Consider the following 20,056-nt stretch of genomic DNA (forward strand, 5'->3'; position numbering starts at 1 on the left):
CGAAGCGCAGACACAGGCACCGCACTCGGACCGCGCCCCAAGCGAGGCACCGCAAGGGCACGCGGCGGAGGCACCGCCAGCCGCCGAGGCGCAGACACAGGCATCCGGCTCGGACCACGCCGCGAGTGAGGCACCGTGGGGGCGCTTAGCGGACGCTGTGCCCTTCGTCGAGGCGCAGACACAGACATACGGCTCGGGAATCGGTAGCGAAAACGGCGAGGCAACGGCCGCACTGGGCGCGAAGACCAGCACTGTGCACCAGGCGCTGGATGCCCACGCGACGGCGCTCGGCGCGGACCCGTGGCTGCGGACGTGGCCGGTGCTGCTGCGCGACGTGATTCCGGTGGTCGGCGACGCGGGTTGGCAGGTGGTCGACGGGGAGGGCGCGGCGTTGCCCCTCGCGCCGGGTGAACAACCGTGGTCGCTGCTCGCGGTGTCCGGTGGGCATCCGGTGAGCGTGTTCGGCGAGTGGACGGTGGACGGACTCGTCCCGATCTCGGTGTTCGCGGTGGGCGAGATGATCGATCTGGCGAGCGAGCCCGCGCTGTACCGGGACTCCCCCGCGCCGAGCGGCACGACCGACGATCTGATCTCGGCGGCACTGCTCGGCACCGCGCGCCGGACGTTCGATCCCGCGCGGCTGCCCGCTCCGGTCGCGGCCGCCGCCGAACGCTTGCGCGCCGACCCGGCCTTCCTGCTGCTCGAATCCGCCGCACTGCGTGACACTTTCGCGCGCGGTGGCATCGCCCCGCAGTCAGCCACCGTACCGCCGCCCGCCCCCGACGACAATCGCGCGCAACTCCCCCGCGCCGCGGCCGTTCGCCTCGCCGACATGCTGCGTGACCGGTCCCGCTTCCTGCCCGAATGGTTCGAGGCCGTCGCGCCGCACGATTTCCGCGCGCCCGACGCGCTGGCCGCCCAGCTGCTGGAATCCGCCGACGCGCAGTCCGGCCTGCGCGAACCGCTGCTGCGGCTGGCGGGCGAACGCGGGCGCTGGCTCGCGCAATGGCACCCGGAGTGGCGAAACCTGCTGTCGGAGTTCGTCATCGACACCGACTCCGAGGAGATCTGGCGCTACGGCTCGGCCACCCAGCGGCGCGACTGGCTCGCCCGCCTGCGCGCCCGCGACGCCGACGCCGCGCGCGCAGCCCTCACCGACACCTGGGCCACGGAAACCGGCCAGGTGAAGGCCGAACTGCTCGCGGTGTTCGCCGACGGCATCGGCGCGGCCGACGAGCCACTGCTGGAAACCGCGTTGGACGACCGCCGCGCCGAAGTCCGTCGCACCGCCGCCGGACTGCTCGCCCTGCTTCCCGATTCGGCCTTCGCGGAACGAATGTTGCGGCGCGCCGCCGACTGGACCGTCGCGGACGCCGACCGCACGCGGCTGTCGATCGAATTGCCGGACCCGCTCGACGCCGACGTCCGACGCGACGGAATCACCGACCGCGCAGTCGAATTCAGCTACCGCTGGAACGGCGTCCCGGACGTCACCGCGGGCCGCCTTCGCCAGCTGGTCGCCGCGACGCCGCTGCGGCACTGGGCGGCCGCGCTCGGCGCGCCGGAGCACGCCGTTCGGGTCGCGGTGGACGACCGGTTCCGGCAGCCGCTGTTCGACGGCTGGGTGGATGCCGCGCTGGCGCAACAGGATTCGGCCTGGGCTGCGGCTCTGTTCGCCAACGGCGTGCCCTCCGACACCGCGCTGCTGCGCCGCCGTGAGCTGTTCGCCCTGCTTCCGGTCGACGAGCGCGTCCGGCACCTGCTCCGCTTGGACCGCGCCTGGCTCTCCGAACTGGAGGCGCTGCTGCCCGCCGTGCCGCACCCGTGGCCGCAGCCGCTGGCGCAACACGTAATCCTGCTGCTGTTCGAGCGCGCCCGCCTCGCCGCCCAGCGCACGGGCAATCACGGAACGGGCCCCGCCGCGCACCGTTCGCTGCTCGCCGCGGCGTCGGTGCACCTGCCGGTCGACGCGGCGGCCACCGTCGCCTCGATCGCCCAGCGCTGCGACGATGTGGCGTGGGCCCGCGCCTTCGACCAGCTCGCCACCGACCTCACCCACCGCTCGGACATGCTCGAGGAGTTGCCGTGACCAGCACCGAAGCCAGCGCCCTGCTGCGCCCGCACGCCGAACAGGCCTACGCCGAGGAGCTGCGCGCGCTGGCCGCCGCCGACGACCGCCCGCGCCCGCCCTCCTGGCGGCTCTCGCCGTGGGCGGTGGTCACCTACCTGCTCGGCGGCACGCTCGACGACGGCACCGTGATCACCCCGAAGTACGTCGGCCCGCGCCGGCTCATGGAGGTCGCGGTCGCCACCCTGGCCACCGACCGGGCGCTGCTGCTGCTCGGCGTGCCGGGCACCGCCAAAACCTGGGTGTCCGAACATCTCTCGGCCGCGATCTCCGGCTCTTCGACGCTTTTGGTGCAGGGCACCTCGGGCACGGCGGAGGAGGCCATCCGCTACGGCTGGAACTACGCGCGACTGCTCGCCGAGGGCCCGAGCGACGCCGCGCTCGTCCCGTCTCCGGTGCTGACCGCGATGCGCACCGGCGCGCTGGCCAGGATCGAGGAACTGACCCGCATCCCGTCCGACGTGCAGGACGCGCTGATCACCGTCCTCTCCGAAAAGACGCTGCCCATACCGGAACTCGGCCGCGAGGTGCAGGCGGCCAAGGGCTTCAACGTGATCGCCACCGCCAACGACCGCGACCGCGGCGTGCACGAGCTGTCCTCCGCGCTGCGCCGCCGCTTCAACACGGTGGTGCTGCCGCTGCCCGCCGACGAGGAGGACGAGGTCGCCATCGTGACGCGCCGTGTTGCCCAGCTCGGCGCGGCGCTGGAGCTGCCCGAGGTGCCCGCGGCGGCCGAGGAGGTGCGCCGGGTGGTGCGGGTCTTCCGCGAATTGCGTTCCGGCATGACGGCCGACAACCGCACCAAGCTCAAGTCGCCCTCCGGGACACTGTCCACCGCCGAGGCGATCTCGGTGCTGACCAACGGCATCGCCCTGTCCGCCCACTTCGGCGACGGGGTGCTGCGAGCCACCGACATCGCGGGCGCGCTGCTCGGCGCGGTGGTCAAGGACCCGGTGGCCGACGCCGCCGTGTGGACCGAGTATCTGGAAGCCGTTGTGCGCGAACGCCCGGACTGGGCCGACTTCTACCGCGCCTGCCGCGAGGTCACCGGCTGAGGACCGCCATGCACGAGCAACCGAACGACCGAGCACCCGACGACGAGGGCGACGCACCCGTTGCCGGAAACGGCATTGCCCACACCGAAGTCGTCGCATCCACTGCCGATGACACCACGCCCGACGCGGCCACGATCGGCAGCGCCGCCCCGGAAGGGGAAGCGCAACCGCGGCACACCGGCCGAGACCGGGACATCGCGGCGGCACAATCCGATGCCGACACGGCACCGACACGCACCGCCGCGCCGATGGACGCGGTCGACCGCACCGCAGGGGTAGCCGAGGTGACGGTGCGCCAGACACGAGCGCGCACAAGTGGGAGCGCGGACGAAGCCGTGACGCGCGTGTTCGGCATCCGGCACCACGGCCCCGGCTCGGCGCGCTCACTTCGCATGGCGCTGGAGCACTTTCAGCCCGACACCATCCTCATCGAGGGCCCCGCCGACGCGGATCACTTGGTCGGGTTCGTCACGGCCGAGGGCATGGCTCCGCCCGTCGCGTTGCTCGCCTACGTGCCCGATCAACCCGCCCGCGCGGCATTCTGGCCCTACGCGGTGTTCTCGCCGGAATGGCAGGCACTGCGCTATGCGGCCGAACACGAAGTCCCCGTTCGCTTCTGCGACCTGCCAGGCAGCGTCGTGCTCGCTGCCGAGGTGGAGCCCGGCGACAGCGTCGACCCGCTTGCCCACCTGGCGGCCGCCGCCGGTTACGACGACGCCGAACGCTGGTGGGACGCGGTCGTTGAATCAACTACCGACATAGATGTTTTCGACGCACTCACCGAGGCGATGGGTGTGCTGCGAGAGGCGCCCGACAGGAACCCGCACGAGAGCGAACAACCGCACCCGGGGTCGTCTGCCGAACAACTGCCCGCTCTCGAAACCTTCGGCCATGACGACGAATTCGACAGCACCGCGCCACCGATCGCGCGCCGCCGACGACCGACCTCCGCTGTGGTCGACTCACACACCCTGCGCCGCGAGGCCTACATGCGCCAAACCATGCGCAAGGCGCTCAAGGGCGGCTCGCGTCGCCTCGCCGTGGTCTGCGGCGCCTGGCACGCACCGGCGCTGGCGGGCAAGCTCGGCCCGGCCGCGCCGGATGCCCGGCTGCTCAAGGGCATGCCGAAGGTGAAGGCCACCGTAACCTGGGTGCCTTACACCCATTCCCGGCTCGCCGCGTCCTCCGGCTACGGCGCGGGCGTCGACTCGCCCGGCTGGTACCACCACCTGTTCACCGCGCCCGATCGGCCGATCGCGCGCTGGCTCACCAAGGTCGCGGGCGTGCTGCGCGCGCACGATCTTCCGGTGTCCAGCGCGCACGTCATCGAGGCGGTCCGGCTCGCGGAAACCCTTGCGACACTGCGGCAACGACCGCTGGCCGGTCTCTCCGAGGTCACCGAGGCGGTGCGCGCGGTGATGTGCGGCGGCGACGAGACCATGGTGCACGTGGTGACCACCGAGCTGGTCGTCGGCGAGGCGCTCGGCGCGGTGCCGGAGAACGCGCCGACGGTGCCGCTCGACGCCGACCTGCGCGCCAAGGTGCGCAGGCTGCGGATGAAGCTGGAACCCACCGCGCGCACCGTCGATCTCGACCTGCGCAAGGAGCGCGAACTGGAACGCTCGCGGCTGCTGCACCGGCTGCGGCTGCTCGGCGTCGAATGGGGCACGCCGACCACCGGGGAGGTGCGCAGCACCGGCACCTTCCGTGAGACGTGGACGCTGAAGTGGCGCCCGGAGTTCGCGGTCTCCGTCATCGAGGCCTCGCGCTGGGGCACTACGCTGCGCACGGCCGCCGAAACCAAGATCCTCGACACCGCACAGCGGCAAGACCGCACGCTCGCGGACCTCGCAGGCGCGCTGGAACTGGCCTTGCTGGCCGATCTGGGCGGCGCGACCTCCGGCCTCATCGAGCGCTTGGAGACCGTCGCGGCGCTGGATCACGACGTCACCCACCTGCTCGCGGCGCTGCCCGGTCTGATCAGAACGCTGCGCTACGGCGACGTGCGCGGCACCGACACCAAGGCGCTCGCGCACGTGGCCGACGGGTTGCTCGTCCGTATCGCGGCGGGTCTGCCCGGCGCGGTCACCGGCCTCGACGCCGACGCCGCCGCCGAGCTGCGCACCCAGCTGGACGCCGCGCACCTGGCGATCCACACCCGCGACGACGCGTGGGCGACCGAGACCTGGCTGGCGGCGCTGCGCAAACTGGCCGACCGCGAGGACGTGCACGGCGCGCTCGTCGGCCGCGCGGTGCGCCTGCTCAGCGACGCGGGCATCATCGACGACGCCGACTCCGGACGCCGCCTGTCGGCCGCGCTGTCGGTCGGCGCGACCCCGGCCTCCAAAGCGGCCTGGATCGACGGCTTCCTCGGCGGCCGCGGCCTGCTGCTCGTCCACGACCGAGAGTTGTTGCGCCGCATCGATGAATGGCTGCGCGGCCTCGACGACGAGCAATTCCTGGAGACGCTTCCGGTGCTGCGCCGCACCTTCGGCGCCTTCGAATCCGGCGAACGCCGCGCCATCGGCCGCGCCATCCACGACACCGCGGGCCTCGTGACAACGGAACAGGCGGGCGTCGACGTCGAACGCGGCCGCCAAGCCATGCGAACCGCCGCGGACATTCTCGGAGCCGCCCGATGATTCCGCACCCCGCCCCCACCACCCGCCATCTCCCGACCGAAGGTGACCCCCACCCCGTCGGACAGACCGAACGTCACCTTCGCTCGAATGCCGCCCGCCGGCGAATCCCAACCGAAGGTGACCCCCACCCTGTCGGACAGACCGAACGTCACCTTCGCTCGAATGCCGCCCGCGGGCCAATCCCGACCGAAGGTGTCGTTCGGTCGGTCTGGGCGGGTGGTGGTCACCTTTGGTCGGCAGCCGCGCCGTGCGCGGAACCCGCCCCACGTCCGCGAGGAGTCGCGCAATGAGCCAGGCCGACGAAAACCCCTCCCGCCGTTGGCGTCTGGTGCTCGGTGCGGCGGCCGAACCAGAGCTCGGCGGCCTCGGCGGGTCCGATGACGTAACGGTCGATCGTGCCCTCGGCGCCCTCTACAACACCGGTGACGAGCCCACCTCCGGCAAACGTTCCGGCAGCCTCGGTGATTCGGCGCCGCGGGTGGCGCGCTGGCTCGGCGACATTCGCACCTACTTTCCGTCCAGCGTGGTCGAGGTGATGCAGCGCGACGCCATCGACCGCCTGCAACTCACCGAACTGCTGCTGGAGCCGGAGTTGCTCGCCGCTGTCGAGCCCGACGTGCACCTGGTCGGCACACTGCTCAGCCTGAACCGGGTGATGCCGGAGACGACCAAAGCCACCGCCCGCACCGTAGTCGAGCGGGTGGTGCGCGAGATCGAGCAGCGCATCGCCACGCACACCCGCACCGCCGTCTCCGGCGCGCTCAACCGGGCGGCGCGAATCAGCAGGCCGAGGGCCCGAGACATCGACTGGGACCGCACCATTCGCAAGAACCTGGCGAACTATCTGCCCGAGCACCGCACGGTCGTCCCGGAGCGGCTGGTCGGCTACGGCCGCAACACCCAGACCGTGCGCCGCGACGTCGTGCTGGCCATCGATCAGTCGGGGTCGATGGCCGCGAGCGTGGTGTACGCCTCGGTGTTCGGCGCGGTGCTGGCGTCGATGCGGTCGCTGCGCACGTCGCTGGTGGTCTTCGACACCGAGGTCGTCGACCTCACCGATCTGCTCACCGACCCGGTCGACGTGCTGTTCGGCACCCAGCTCGGCGGCGGCACCGACATCAACGGCGCGCTCGCCTACTGCCAGACGCTGATCGCCCGCCCGGCCGACACGCTCTTCGTGCTGATCTCCGACCTCTACGAGGGTGGTATTCGCGCGGAGATGCTGCGCCGGGTGCACGCCATGCGGGAATCGGGTGTGCAGGTGGTGGTGCTGCTCGCGCTCTCCGACGACGGCGCACCGGCTTTCGACCACGACAACGCCGCCGCCCTTGCCGCACTCGGTATTCCAGCCTTCGCCTGCACGCCCGACCGCTTCCCGGACCTGCTCGCGGTGGCGCTGGATCGCGGCGACGTCCGATCCTGGGCCGATGCGAACGCCGGAAAGCAGTGAGGCCGTTCGCCGACTCCTAGATGTCCGCGATGGCGGCCAGTGGTGGGGTGCGTGCGGCCCGGATGCCCGGCCACAGCGCGGCGAGCACCCCGACGACGGCCGAGGAGATCAGCACCAGGACGAGCTGGGTCACCGGGATGTCGATCTGGTCGATGCCGAAATCCCTCAGCGTGCGCAGGAATCCGACACCCAAGCCGATGCCGAGGACCACCCCGACGATGGCGCCGAACACCGCGATCAGCATCGACTCCAGGTAGATCGTGCGTCGGATCTGCGAGCGCATCGTGCCCACCGCGCGCAGCATGCCGATCTCCCTGCGCCGCTCCACCACCGAGAGCGCGAGCGTGTTGATGATGCCGAGGATGGCGATCACCACGGCCAGCGCGAGCAGGCCGTACAGGATGGCGAGCAGGGTGTTGATCTGGCGGCCCTGCGCGCCCTTGAACTGCTCGCGATCCTGTACCTGAACGACCGCGAATTGATCGGTCGCCTTCTCCAGGTCGGCGCGCATCGCGGCAACGTCCGCGCCCGGCTTCGCGTTGACGAGCACGTAGAAGTTGTTGCGGAACGCGGTCGGCGTCACCGCTTCGAAGATCGGCGGCGGCACCACAAGGTCGCCGAGCAGCGGCGTCTTCTTGTAGACGCCCACGATGGTGACCGGCACCTTCTGGTTGCGGTCGAGCGTGGTGAGCTCGATCTGCTGACCGGCCCGCCAATTGTGCTGGGCCGCTTCGTCGTCGGAGACCATGATGCCGCGGTCGCCGAGCGTGTCCGTGCCTTGCAAGATCTCGTAGTTCAGCGCGCTGTCGATCGGACCGTCGGGCGCGACGCCCGCCAGCCGATCGTCTCCGACCTTCACCGCGACGCCGCGGAAACCGATCACCTCGGCGGCTTCCGGCACACCGGCGCGGACCGCGTCCGGCACGCCGAGCGGCAGCCCGATCAGCGCCGACTGCTGCGGACCCGCGAGCACGTATTCGGACTCGACGCCCTTGTCGACCAGCACCGCGACACTGGCCTTGGCCGACGCGCCGAGCATGCTGATCAACGACACCAGCATCAGGCCGAGGGTGAGCGCGAAAGCGGTCGCGGCCGTGCGGCGTGGATTGCGCGCGGCGTTGTTGCGCGCCATCCGGCCGATCGGCCCGAACGGGCGGATCAGCACCCCGAGGCCGCCGACCACGGGGCGCGACAGCGCGGGCGAGGCGAGCAACACGGCGAGGATCAGCGCGAACGCGCCGACACCGACCGTCGCCGCCGCGCTGCCGCCGGTCGAGCGAGAGCCGAGCAGCACGAGCACGACGCCGAGCACGGCGAGCACCGCACCGACCGCGGTGCGGATACGCAACGACTCACCGGCGGAAGCGAATTCCTCCCGCATCGCCTCAACGGGCGGGATCTTCGCCGCCCGGCGCGCGGGCGCATAGGCGCTGATCACGGTGACCACGAGACCGACGACCAGTGCGACGATCACCGTGCGCGGCAGCACCGCCATGGAACCGGTGGGCAGACCGAGATCGAAGGCGTTCAGCACCGCCGAGAGCCCGAACGCAAGGCCGATGCCCGCCGCGAGACCGATCACGCTGCCGATCGCGCCGATGACCAGTGCCTCGGCCACTACCGAGCCGCCGACCTGCCTGCTGCTCGCGCCGACCGCGCGCAGCAGCGCCAGCTCGCGCAGCCGCTGCGCGACGATCATCGCGAAGGTGTTGTAGATGATGAACGTGCCGACGATCAGCGCGATCGCGCCGAACGCGAGCAGGAAGTAGTTGATGAAGTTCAGCGCCTGGGAGACCTGGGCTTTCATATCGGCGCGCACCTGCTCGCCGTTCTGCACCTTGAAGTCGGGCAGCGCGGCGGCGATGCGGTCGCGCAATTCGTCGCCGGAGCCGGTGGCGGCGATGTCGATCCAGGCGACGTGCGTTCCGTCGGTGAACAGCTGCCTGGCCTGCGCGTCATCGAAATAGAGGCCGATGAATCCACCGGTGTCCGAAGGCAATTCGTAGATACCGCTGATGGTGACGTCGAGGACCGGCCGCTGCTGGGTGCTCTGCGACGGGATCATGATCTTCGTCCGGTCCCCCACCTTCAGCCCGGCGACCTCCGCGCCACCGCTGTTGATGGCGACCTCGCCCGCCTTGGTGGGCGGCGTGCCCGCGACGAACGTCGGCGGTTCCGCGACCGCGTGCTCGGGCGGGACGTAGGACTCGCCCCAGCTCGGCGCGCCGCCGGTCTGCACCGGCTTCTTACCCTCGGGGTCGAGCAGCACCAGTGGGCCGTTCACGCTCGGCGCGACCGCGCGCACGCCTTCCATCCCCGAGACCATGTCGACCACGCCGAGCGGGACGCCGAAGGACTGCTGTTCCTTCGGGCTCACCCGCACGTCGACGCCCTTGGCCTGGCTGGCGAACAGGCCGTCGAACGTGCGCTGCAAGGTGTCGGTGAAGACGAACGAACCCGCGATGAACGCGGTGCCGAGCACCACCGAGAGCACGGTGAGCGCCAACCGGACTTTGTGCGCGGCGAGGTTGCGCAGCGCGACCTTGCGCATCGGACTGCCGTTCATCACGCTTCCCCCCGCACGACGACGTCGCGCGTCACGACCGCGCCCCTCACGCCTGCTCCAGCGACTTCATCCGGTCCAGCACCGATTCCGCGGTGGGATCGCGCAATTCGGAGACGATCCGGCCGTCGGCGAGGAAGATCACCCGGTCGGCGAACGACGCCGCGTGCGGTTCGTGGGTGACGATCACGACCGTCTGGCCGAACTCGTCCACCGCGGCGCGCAGGATGGACAGCACCTCCTCCGAGGCGCGCGAGTCGAGGTTGCCGGTCGGCTCGTCGCCGAAGATGATCTCGGGCTTGCCCGCGAGCGCCCGCGCGCACGCCACCCGCTGCTGCTGGCCGCCGGACAGCTCGCTCGGCCGGTGGTCGAGCCGGTCGCCGATGCCGAGCCGCTTGATCACCGTGTTCAGCCAGTCCTCGTCGGGCTTGCGGCCCGCGATGTCGAGCGGCAGCGTGATGTTCTCCAGCGCGGTGAGCGTTGGCACCAGGTTGAACGCCTGGAAGACGAAGCCGATGCGGTCGCGGCGCAGGCGGGTCATCTGCTTGTCGGTGAGGTCGGTCAGATCGGTCTCGCCGATGCGCACCGTGCCGGAGCTGGCGCTGTCCAACCCCGCCAAGCAGTGCATGAGGGTCGATTTGCCGGAGCCGGAGGGCCCCATGATCGCGGTGAACTCCCGCTTCGCGAACTCGACCGACACCCCGTCCAGCGCCCTGACCTGGGTATCACCCGACCCGTACACCTTGGACAGGTCGTCGGCCCGCGCCGCGATTTCGGTCGGAGCCACCGTCTCGGCGGTATCGGCCCCCACAGCTTGCGAAGTCATGCCCTCCAGTCTGTCTGCGAACCCCGCCCCGCGCCATCAGGGATTCCCCCGAATACCCGGGGCGTATGCCCGGCCGGGTCAGTCAAGTGGTGCGGACCGCCACCACTTCTTCAGCTGGTCGAAGCTCTGCTGCGAATTGAGGTACAGCATGTAGTCGGATCTGTCCGCGTCGTCGAAGAACACCGTCACCAGCTTCGGTCCCACTCGGCAGCACCCGTACAGCTCGAAATTGGTGTATGTGACGCCGCCGTTCACGTCGGTGTATTCCGTGTGCGCGCCGGTGGAGTCGATGCCGGATCGAACGTCCCCGGTATCGCGGAAGGAGTAGACGGTGAATTCCACGTCGTCGGAGCCCCCCTCACACTCCCAGGCGCCGGTCCACTTGCCGAAGCGCATCCCGCCGAGGTCGTAGCGTTCGACGTCGTCCGGGCCGTATCGCGTGCACTTCGCGCCCTGGTATCCGGCCCCGCCGTTTTCGGTCGGCAGCAGTTGGGGGAACGCGCGGCTCATCGCTTCGAACGGCGGATCGACCTTGCTCACCTGCCTGAAGACCATCGTTCCGACCACGAGGGCGATCACTACAACCACCGCCGCCCCGCCGAGCCCGAGCAACAACCGGTTGTTCGACCGCGGACGGCCCGGCATGCCGTGTGGCGGATACCCCGGCATCGGTCCTGCCGACGGATGACCCGGCACTGCACCCGGGTAGGGAGACCCGAGCGGCGCACCGTGCTGTTGCGGATACTGCGGATGGCCGGGCGGCGCGGCGTGCCCCGGCCAGTGCCCTGGCTGATGCGGCGGTCCGTACGGCTGCATCGCTCCCCCTCCTCGATTTCCAACCGGCACACTAGCGCCGGTGACGGAGGTACGCCCAGTCGGCGCTGCCGGACCGAGTCCGCCACCGCCACAGAGCAGCGGATCCGCTACTCGTGGGGTGTGTCGGCGCTTGGCGCATCCAGCACGCTTACCGGGACACCGTAGGGGAGGAAGCGCACGCGGCGGCGTGGATCGGTGTTGTCGCGATGGGCGCGGAGGGCCTCGAGTTCGCTCGGGAAGACCTGGTCGACGCTGGCCTCGCCGGTGTCGTCGATGCTGTAGATCGCCCACACTCCGCTGCCGGTCTCACCGGTGGTCTCGGGTTGCGGTGGACGTGGCCGTTCCGTTTGGACGAACTGACCGAGAAACGACGCCAGTGAACCGACGCTCGTGTGATCTACGCGATCCAGATACACGCCCGCTTTCCCGAGCAGGTCGCGCAGCTCGGTCCCCGCCTCACGCAGCGCGCGTTCGATATCTTCCGGATCGATGCCGAAAGGCCCGTTGGTTGACATCGCATGTGCTCCTGAGGACGAGTTGGCCGCTACGGCCCCAGTGTCCTCGCGAAACGCCGACTTCGCCATGCCGCCGTCTCGTCATCATGCCTCCCGAGGCGCTGCCGCACGGAGTCCGCGCATGGCCGGAGCGAAGGCGGAGGTACGCCTACTTCAGGATCAAAAGAGCGGATTTCTCTATGCGGTCGGCGATTTCGGAGTAGGAGGCGTAACCCATGCCCGCGCGGACGAGGGCGCCCGCGTAGAGCAGTTCGAGGGATTCGACGATGTCGGGGTCGGCGTCGGGGCCGAGGGCGCGCAGGATGCGTTTGCGGATCTCGGCGCCGATGCGGTCGCGCAGGTGCGCGACGTCGGGGTCGCGGCCGAGCAGTGCGCTGGTGACGGCGCCGGAGAGTTCCTGCTCGTCGGCGACGAGCATGGCGATGTTGCGCAACTCGGCGACGACGCGGTCGTGCGGGTCGTCGGATTCGCTCGCCGGTGACGGCGAGGCGACGAGGCGACGCCAGAAGATCTCCGCGACCAGGTGTTCCTTGGAGGAGAAATAGGTGTAGGCCGTGGCGGTGCCGACTCCGGCGGCCGCGGCGACCAACCGGATGGTCATGCCCGCGAAGCCCTCGCGGGCCAGCACCTCCACGGCCGACTTGGTCAGTTTGTCGACAGTGTCGGCCTGTTTCCCGCTGAGGCGACGCCGGGTCGCCTCCAGCATGATGGAATCACCTTCGGACATGTGTCCAGACACTATCAGTTCCCATCAGTTCTTGGCGGCCGCCACCCCGGCCCTGCGGCCGTAGAAGCTGCCGTCGCCGAGCGAGGCCCCGCTGACGTAGCCGCCCGCGCACAGCCCCGAGGTACAGCGCCCCGCCGCGTACAGCCCGGCGATCGGTTCACCGGAGACGTGCAGCACCCGCGAGTCCAGATCCGTGCGCAGTCCGCCGAGGGTGAATCCCGCGGTGAAGTTGCGCATGTCGAAGGCCGCCAGCGGCGTACCGATCGGGCGCACCCATTCCGGCTTCTTGCCGAGCAGCGGGTCCTTGCCCTCGGCCGCGTGCCGGTTGTAGGTCTCGACGGTCGATCGCAGCGCCCCTTCCGGCAAGCCCATGTCGGCCTCGAGCTCGGCGACCGATTCCGCCACCCAGGTCGGCTGCTGCCGGAAGAACGGCGTCGCGGTCACGGTCTTCAGCGCCGCCTCGTAGGACGCCTCGTCGATAACGAGGTACGCCTGGTTCTCCTGCTGGATCAGCGTGGCCTGCCCGATCCGGCCGGGATAGGTGTCCTCCGGGATGTAGCGCTGGCCGCGCCCGTTCACCAGGATGCCGCGCACCAGCAACTGCGGGTCGCCGAAGAAGGCGACCTCGGTGGCGTCCATGTGCGCGAGGTCCGCGCCGAGCGCCTGCGCCACCCGGATACCGATGCCGTCGTGCTCCTCGATGGCGGCGGCGGGCCTGCCGATCAGGCGCGGCGCGTAGCCCTCGACCATCTGCGCGGCGTAGGCGAAGCTGCCGGTGGCCAGGACGACGCCGCGTTCGGCCCGGATCGCGACCTCCTTGCCGAAGTGCGCGGCGACCACGCCGACCACCCGATCGTCGTCGTCCACGATCAGCCTGCGAATGCGTGTGTCGTATTCGACTCGCACGCCGAGCTTTTCGGCCGTCTCGGCGAGCGGCTTCATGAGCATGTAGCCCCCGCTGCGCTGCCCGATCCGCTTCTCGGCGTACTGCGGGACGTGTCCGCGCGGCGCAGGCGTGGCAAGGGTGTTGAACGGCGCGGCGTTCTCTCCGCCGGAGTACATCAGGCCCTCGTCGTGCGGCGGCTCCCAGCCGGGCTCGCCCCAGAACGCCTCGCGGAACGGCACACCGCAGGAGACGAGCCAGTTGTAGTGCTCGACGCTGTTGCGGCAGTAGTCCGCGATCTTGGCCGCGTCCACGCCCGGTCCGAGCGCGGCGAGCAGGAACTTCTCCATGTTCTCCGGGCTGTCCTCGAACCCGAGCGCCCGCTGCAACGGCGTGCCGCCACCGAGGTAGATGAATCCGCCCGCCATCGCCGCCGCGCCGCCCCATCCGCCGGAGCGTTCCAGGATGAGCACGTCGGCGCCCGCCCGCGCGGACTCGATGGCGGCGCACACCCCGGCGATGCCGTACCCCGCGACGACGACATCGGCGGAGTGTCCCCATTCGGAGACCGCGCTGGCGCGCAGTGGACGGATGGACTTGGCGTCGGTCATGTTCGCTTCCTCGTGGTTCGGTGCGATGTCACGCGGTCTCGGGCTTGTCGGCGGCGGCCCGCGCGGCTTTCTTCTGCTGCGCCACGATTGTTCCCACCAACAGGTCGAGTTTGGTGCCGTTCGGCCAACCCACGTAGTGGCACAGGAACAGCGCGATCTCGTGCAGCTGCTCCTCGGTGAGTTCGCCGTTGCGCAGCGCCGCGCCGATCTGGATGCCCGCGGTGTCCATCAGGCCCTGCGCGGTCAGCGCCCCGAGCAGCAGCAGGCGGCGGTCGCGCACGCTGAGCCCGGGCCGGGACCACACGTTCGCGAAGAGGTGATCGGCGGTCATGGCGAAGTGGTCGCCGGGGTACTCCTGGAATTCGGTGCCGTAGACCTCGGCCATCTTGGCGAGGCCGCGCTGCCGGACGGTGTCCCCTGCGCCGTTGGCGTTGTCGGTCATGAGTTCTGCCTTTCGAAGGTGTTGTCGCCGACGCCGAGACCGGAACCGAGGCGCTCGAGCGCGAGGCGGGCCAGCGGCAGGTCGAGCGCGAGCCGGTCGCCGAGTTCCAGCGCCAGACCGAGGTCCTTCTCGCCGAGATCGCGCACGTGGCGCAGGATGGGCAGCCAGAAATCGTCCGGCTCGATCGGCGCGGTGCGGTCGCGCAGCATGATCGCGCCGGGTCCGCCGGTGACCGCGTCGGAGTGCCGGACGATCTTGCCCAGGGTGGTGATGTCCAGTCCCGCGGCCTCGGCGAGCCGTTGCGCCTCGGTGGCCGCGGTGAAGGCGACGAAGTGCAAGAGGTTGCGCGCCAACTTCATTCGCGTCCCCGCACCGACTTCTCCGGCGTACACGACGAGATCGGCGAAGCAGCTGAAGGGCTCGCGCACCCGCTCGAAGGCGGTCGCGATACCGCCGACCATGACCGCGAGCCGACCCAGTTTGGCGCCGGGTCCACCGCCGCTGACGGGGGCGTCGACGAGATCGATACCGCGTTCGGCGCAGGTGGCCGCCAGTTCCTCGGCGGTCCGGTCGGCGATCGTGGAGTGCACCGCGATCACGGTCCCCCGCGCGGCGGCGTCCGACAGTTCGGTGACCACGGCGCGCACCTGCGCGTCGTCGAGCACCGCGACGCAGACGATGTCGGCGGCGATCTCGGCGGCCGAATCCACCACCGCCGCACCGGCTTCGGCGAACGGCCGCACCGCCTCGGGCCTCGTGTCGCACACCGTGAGGCCGCCCGGCCAGGCCAGCAGCCGCTGGGCCATCGGCGCGCCCATATTGCCGAGGCCGACGAATCCGACGCGCAGCGGTGCGTTCATGAGCGGAAGATCTGTCCGCCGTCGACATTGAAGATCTGCCCGGTGACCCACGCGGCGTCGTCCGAGAGCAGATACAGGCAGGCGCCGACCAGATCCTCCGGCGTCCCCATCCGTTTGAGCGGCAGCCGCTTGATCATGTCGTCCACGATGACGCCCGGCGTCACGGTCTTGGTCGCCTCGGTGTCGATGGGTCCTGGCGCGATGGCGTTGATCCGGATCTTGGAACCGCCGAGTTCGAAGGCCAGTTGCTGGGTCAGTCCGTTGACGCCGACCTTGGCCAGTCCGTAGAAGCCGGAGTACACCCAGGCCGCGGTGGACGACTGGTTGACGATCGAGCCGCCGCCAGCGCGCACCATGTGCTGGTACACCGCCCTGGTCATATTGAGCGCGCCGTCCATGTTCACCGACATGAACTTCTTGTAGTAGTCCCACGGCACGGTCAGCAGCAGGTCGAGTTTCATCTCGCCGTAGATGGCGGCGTTGTTCACCAGGTGATCGATCGCGCCGAACTCGCCGACGGTGAATTCCGCGAGTGCCGTCGCGGATTCGGGGTCGGCGACATCCACCTCACCGAACACCGCGGTACCGCCCGCCGCCGCGATCTCCGCGGCGACTGACTTGCCGCGCTCGACATTGCGATCGGCGACAACGACTTTCGCGCCCTCTTCGGCGAGAGCCTTGGCGTAGACCGCGCCGATGCCCTGTGCGGCACCGGTCACGATGACCGACCTTCCGGCGAAACGCCCCATGGTGTCCTCCACAACTACTCTGCCGATCGTTTTGCCGCCCAGCGGGTTTCAGCCCGCGGTGGCGATCAGCTTGGTTTCCAGGTATTCCTCGAAGCCGGCCACGCCCATCTCGCGGCCGATGCCGGACTGCTTGTAGCCGCCGAACGGCGCGTCGGCGGAGTACCAGACGCCGCCGTTCACGCTGAGCGTTCCGGTGCGCACGCCCTCGGTGACGCGCCGGATCCGCTCGGGATCGGCGCCCCACACCGAGCCGGACAGCCCGTAGGGAGAATCGTTGGCGATGCGGATGGCGTCCTCGTCGCCGTCGTGCGGGATGATCACCAGCACCGGGCCGAAGATCTCCTCGCGCGCGACCGTCGCGCTGTTGGACAGGCCCGCGATCAGCGTCGGCTCGACGAACCAGCCGCGCTCCCGATCGGCCCGACGGCCGCCGACCACGATCCGCCCGCCCTCGGCCCGCGCCATGTCCAGGTAGCCGAGCACCCGATCGCGTTGCCGCCGCGAGATCAGCGGCCCACAGACGGTGCCGGGATCGGTGGGGTCGCCCGGCGTGATCCGGCCCATGGTGGCCGCGGCCACCTGCACCGCCTCGTCGTAGGACGCGCGCGGGACCAGCAGGCGGGTGGTCAGCGCACAGCCTTGCCCGGCGTGCACGCACACCGAAAAGGCCGCGACGCCAACGGCTCCGGCGATGTTCGCGTCGTCGAGCACGATGAAAGCGGATTTGCCGCCCAGCTCGAGGAAGGTCTTCTTCAGGGTCGGCGCGGCGGCGGCCATCACCAGCCTGCCGGTCTGTGTCGAGCCGGTGAAGCTGACCAGATCCACCCGTGGGTCGACCGAAAGCCGCGCGCCGAGACCGTGATCGGACGAGGTCACGATGTTCACCACGCCCGGCGGGATATCGGTCTGTTCGGCGATGATCGCGCCCACCGCCGCCGCACACCACGGCGTGTCGGGAGCGGGCTTGAGCACCACCGTGTTTCCGGCCGCGAGCGCGGGACCCAGTTTGGCGAAACCGATCTGGTGCGGGAAGTTCCACGGGGTGATGGCGCCGACCACGCCGATCGGTTCGCGGCGCAGCGTCCGGCGGGTCTTGATGCCCATCGGCTCCGCGACGCCGAGATCGGTTTCCCACGAGTAGTTTTCGGCGAGATTCGCCGGAAAGGCCAGGTCCGCGATCGGCCCCTCGAGCTGCGGGCCCTTGGTGAGCATGACGGGCGCGCCCGCCTCCGCGATCGTGATCTCGCGCAGCGCTTCGACCTGGTCGCGCAAAGCGGTCCGCAGCTGTTCCAAGCACCGGGCGCGGAAGGCGTGGTCGCGGGACCAGTCGGTGTCGTCGAAGGCGGTGCGCGCGGCGGCGATCGCGTCGTCCATGTCGGCGGCGTTCGCGTTCGCGGCGACTCCGAGCGTCTCCTCGGTCGCGGGGTTCACCGTCTCGAACACGCCGGCGCCGCCCTGGCGGAGTTTGCCGTCGATCAACAGACGCGACCCGTCGGCGGGCAGGAGACTGTTCATGGTTGCTCCGATACTGTCTGGACAGGTGTACGGAATATAGTCCGGGCACGCTCGGCGATGCAAGAACATGTTTCACTATCGACGATCTCCGCAGGCTTCGCACGGGACCGAATGCTTCGCATCCATTGTCTCGAAATTCGCGCACTGATACTGTCCAGACACATGTCCAGCTATGTGTCTTCGCGGACGGCGCCTTCGCCTGTTCAGCGCGAGAACTCGTTACGGAATCATCGGAGAGCACCATGACGGCAGCCTCGCTGGAACCGCTGACCTTCGATCCGTACGACTACCGCTTCCACGACGATCCGTACCCCACCTACCGTCGGCTGCGGACCGAGGCGCCGCTCTTCCACAACCCCGATCTGGACTTCTGGGCGCTCTCCAGGCACGCCGACGTGACAGCCGGATTCCGCGACGCCACCCGGCTCTCCAGCGCCAACGGCGTCTCGCTCGACCCGGCCGCGTGGGGACCGCACGCGCACCGGGTGATGTCCTTCCTCGCCATGGACGATCCGCGGCACATGCGGATGCGCAAGCTGGTGTACAAGGGCTTCACGCCGCGCCGGGTCGCGGAGATGGAGGAGCGCATCCGCGAGATCACCCTTTCCTATCTGGAGCCCGCGCTGGCGCGCGAAACATTCGATTGGATCGAGGATTTCGCGGGCAAGCTGCCGATGGACGTGATCTCCGAGCTGATGGGCGTTCCGGAACCGGATCGCGCGGAGATCCGCCGCCTCGCCGATCTGGTGGTGCACCGCGAGGACGGCGTGCTCGACGTGCCGATGTCCGCCGTAGACGCCTCCATCAAGTTGTATGGGTACTACACCGACATGGTCGCCGAGCGCCGCCGCAGCCCCGGCGACGATCTGGTCTCCGCGCTGCTGGACGCCGATATCGACGGCGACCAGCTCAGCGACCAGGAGATCATCGGCTTCATGTTCCTGATGGTGGTCGCGGGCAACGAGACCACCACGAAACTGCTCGGCAACGCGCTGTACTGGGCCGCGCGGCACCCCGCCGAGTACGCGAAGGTGGTGGCCGAACCAAGCCTGGTGCCGGACTGGATCGAGGAGACGTTGCGCTTCGACACGTCCAGCCAGATCGTGGCGCGCACCGCCACCGCCGATCTCGACTATCACGGCGCGACGATTCCCGCGGGCGCGAAGGTGCTGCTGCTGATCGGTTCGGCCAACCGCGATTCCGCCGCTTTCGACGACGCCGACACCTACCGCATCGACCGGCCGGACAAGGGCAAGCTCGCCAGTTTCGGCGCGGGCGTGCACTTCTGCCTCGGTGCCCACCTGGCTCGCCTGGAAGCCGGTGTCGCCCTTCGTGAATTCGTCGCTCGGGTGCCCGCCTACCGCGTTGTCGACAGCGGCATCGTGCGCGTGCACTCGACCAATGTCCGCGGCTTCGCCGCCCTTCCCCTGACCGTGGAGAGGTAGATGCCCCGCTACGAACCCCACCCCGACCGCAGGCCCTCGCTGATCGCGGGCGCCTCCTCCGGTATCGGCGCCGCGACAGCGCTGGCGCTCGCCGAACTCGGCCACCCGGTCGCGCTCGGCGCGCGGCGCGTCGAACTCTGCGAGGAGCTCGCGGCCAAGATCCGGGCCGACGGCGGCACGGCCTACGCGCACCGGCTCGACGTCACCGACGCGGACTCGGTAGACGAGTTCGTCACCGCCGCGGAGCGCGAGCTCGGACCCACCGAGATCCTGGTGTCCGGCGCGGGCGACATCGAATTCTCGCTGGTGCGGGAGATGGACCCGGAACGCTTCCTGCGCCAGGTCCACGTGCACCTGGTCGGCGCGCAGCGGTTGGTGCACCGCGTGCTACCCGGCATGCTCGAGCGGCGACGCGGCGACGTCGTGCTCATCGGCTCCGACTGCGCGCCCGAGCCGCGGCCGCGCACCGGCGCGTACAGCGCGGCCAAGGCCGGACTCGAGGCGATGGCGGTGCAGTTGCGAATGGAGTTGGAGGGCACCGGAATTCGCGCCTCCACGGTGCGGCCCGGCCCGACGCTGACCAACATGGGCATGGACTCCACCCCGGAAGTCGTCGGACCGCTGCTCGAGGACTGGAAGGTGTGGGGTTTCGCCCGCCACCCACACATGCTGCGGGCCAGCGACCTCGCCGCTGCGGTGGTGGCCGTAGTGTCGGCGCCGCGCGGGGCGCATTTGGTGCTGGTGGAGGTGCAGCCCGAGGCGCCGTTGCGGTGAAGCGCGACCGCCGCCGCGACACCGCGTGCAGGGTGGAGCACTGCGACGGTGGATG

General features: G+C 70.0%; 16 protein-coding genes. 6 read left to right on the top strand and 10 right to left on the bottom strand.

Going from position 1 to position 20,056, the window contains the following annotated elements:
• Window positions 1-157 precede the first annotated feature (157 nt).
• The 4 genes from NAM01S_RS29700 to NAM01S_RS29715 all read left to right on the top strand — a co-directional run bounded on the left by NAM01S_RS29700 (window position 158) and on the right by NAM01S_RS29715 (window position 7,275).
• Window positions 158-2,089, top strand: a complete 1,932-nt coding sequence (locus NAM01S_RS29700; protein WP_067791565.1) for a DUF5691 domain-containing protein — start codon at window positions 158-160, stop codon at window positions 2,087-2,089.
• Window positions 2,086-3,183 (top strand): ATP-binding protein, encoded by a 1,098-nt coding sequence (locus tag NAM01S_RS29705; protein ID WP_067791567.1) that lies wholly within the window; start codon window positions 2,086-2,088, stop codon window positions 3,181-3,183. Before NAM01S_RS29700 ends, NAM01S_RS29705 begins: the two co-directional genes overlap by 4 nt.
• 8 nt (window positions 3,184-3,191) lie before the next feature.
• Entirely contained in the window at window positions 3,192-5,825 is a 2,634-nt protein-coding gene (locus tag NAM01S_RS29710; protein WP_253798361.1) for a DUF5682 family protein, read from the top strand.
• A 286-nt stretch (window positions 5,826-6,111) separates the two neighbouring features.
• Window positions 6,112-7,275: a VWA domain-containing protein gene (locus NAM01S_RS29715; protein ID WP_067791569.1), complete on the top strand. Its 1,164-nt coding sequence runs from the start codon at window positions 6,112-6,114 to the stop codon at window positions 7,273-7,275.
• Between the two features lie 16 nt (window positions 7,276-7,291).
• On the opposite strand, the gene NAM01S_RS29720 is transcribed toward NAM01S_RS29715, so the two are convergent.
• From NAM01S_RS29720 to NAM01S_RS29765, 10 genes are all read right to left on the bottom strand, one after another.
• Complete coding sequence (locus NAM01S_RS29720) at window positions 7,292-9,841, bottom strand: ABC transporter permease (RefSeq protein WP_174554881.1); 2,550 nt, start codon at window positions 9,839-9,841, stop codon at window positions 7,292-7,294.
• Between the two features lie 46 nt (window positions 9,842-9,887).
• Window positions 9,888-10,664 (bottom strand): ABC transporter ATP-binding protein, encoded by a 777-nt coding sequence (locus NAM01S_RS29725; RefSeq protein WP_067791571.1) that lies wholly within the window; start codon window positions 10,662-10,664, stop codon window positions 9,888-9,890.
• 78 nt (window positions 10,665-10,742) lie between these two features.
• Window positions 10,743-11,480, bottom strand: coding sequence for a hypothetical protein (locus NAM01S_RS29730; protein WP_157107970.1), 738 nt, complete (start codon window positions 11,478-11,480; stop codon window positions 10,743-10,745).
• Window positions 11,481-11,587: 107 nt separating this feature from the next.
• Window positions 11,588-11,995: an Rv0313 family protein gene (locus NAM01S_RS29735; protein ID WP_067791576.1), complete on the bottom strand. Its 408-nt coding sequence runs from the start codon at window positions 11,993-11,995 to the stop codon at window positions 11,588-11,590.
• 148 nt (window positions 11,996-12,143) lie between these two features.
• Window positions 12,144-12,722 carry a TetR/AcrR family transcriptional regulator gene (locus tag NAM01S_RS29740; protein WP_067791578.1) on the bottom strand — a complete coding sequence of 193 codons (579 nt, stop codon included), beginning with the start codon at window positions 12,720-12,722 and terminating at the stop codon, window positions 12,144-12,146.
• A gap of 24 nt (window positions 12,723-12,746) precedes the next feature.
• Window positions 12,747-14,216, bottom strand: a complete 1,470-nt coding sequence (locus NAM01S_RS29745; RefSeq protein WP_067791580.1) for an FAD-dependent oxidoreductase — start codon at window positions 14,214-14,216, stop codon at window positions 12,747-12,749.
• A gap of 28 nt (window positions 14,217-14,244) precedes the next feature.
• Complete coding sequence (locus NAM01S_RS29750; RefSeq protein ID WP_067791582.1) at window positions 14,245-14,658, bottom strand: carboxymuconolactone decarboxylase family protein; 414 nt, start codon at window positions 14,656-14,658, stop codon at window positions 14,245-14,247.
• Window positions 14,655-15,518: an NAD(P)-dependent oxidoreductase gene (locus NAM01S_RS29755; protein ID WP_067791584.1), complete on the bottom strand. Its 864-nt coding sequence runs from the start codon at window positions 15,516-15,518 to the stop codon at window positions 14,655-14,657. Before NAM01S_RS29755 ends, NAM01S_RS29750 begins: the two co-directional genes overlap by 4 nt.
• Window positions 15,515-16,267 (bottom strand): SDR family oxidoreductase, encoded by a 753-nt coding sequence (locus tag NAM01S_RS29760; RefSeq protein ID WP_067791604.1) that lies wholly within the window; start codon window positions 16,265-16,267, stop codon window positions 15,515-15,517. Before NAM01S_RS29760 ends, NAM01S_RS29755 begins: the two co-directional genes overlap by 4 nt.
• Before the next feature lie 48 nt (window positions 16,268-16,315).
• A complete protein-coding gene (locus tag NAM01S_RS29765) occupies window positions 16,316-17,782 on the bottom strand; it encodes an aldehyde dehydrogenase (protein ID WP_067791586.1) in 1,467 nt (488 codons plus the stop codon).
• Window positions 17,783-18,024: 242 nt separating this feature from the next.
• Here NAM01S_RS29765 and NAM01S_RS29770 point away from each other — a divergent pair, with 242 nt between their 5' ends.
• Entirely contained in the window at window positions 18,025-19,227 is a 1,203-nt protein-coding gene (locus NAM01S_RS29770) for a cytochrome P450 (protein ID WP_067791588.1), read from the top strand.
• Window positions 19,228-20,001 (top strand): SDR family oxidoreductase, encoded by a 774-nt coding sequence (locus tag NAM01S_RS29775; RefSeq protein WP_067791590.1) that lies wholly within the window; start codon window positions 19,228-19,230, stop codon window positions 19,999-20,001. It begins immediately after the preceding gene.
• The last annotated feature ends 55 nt before the right edge of the window (window positions 20,002-20,056 follow it).

The organism is Nocardia amikacinitolerans NBRC 108937 (assembly GCF_001612615.1).
In the GTDB taxonomy this organism is placed as follows: domain Bacteria; phylum Actinomycetota; class Actinomycetes; order Mycobacteriales; family Mycobacteriaceae; genus Nocardia; species Nocardia amikacinitolerans.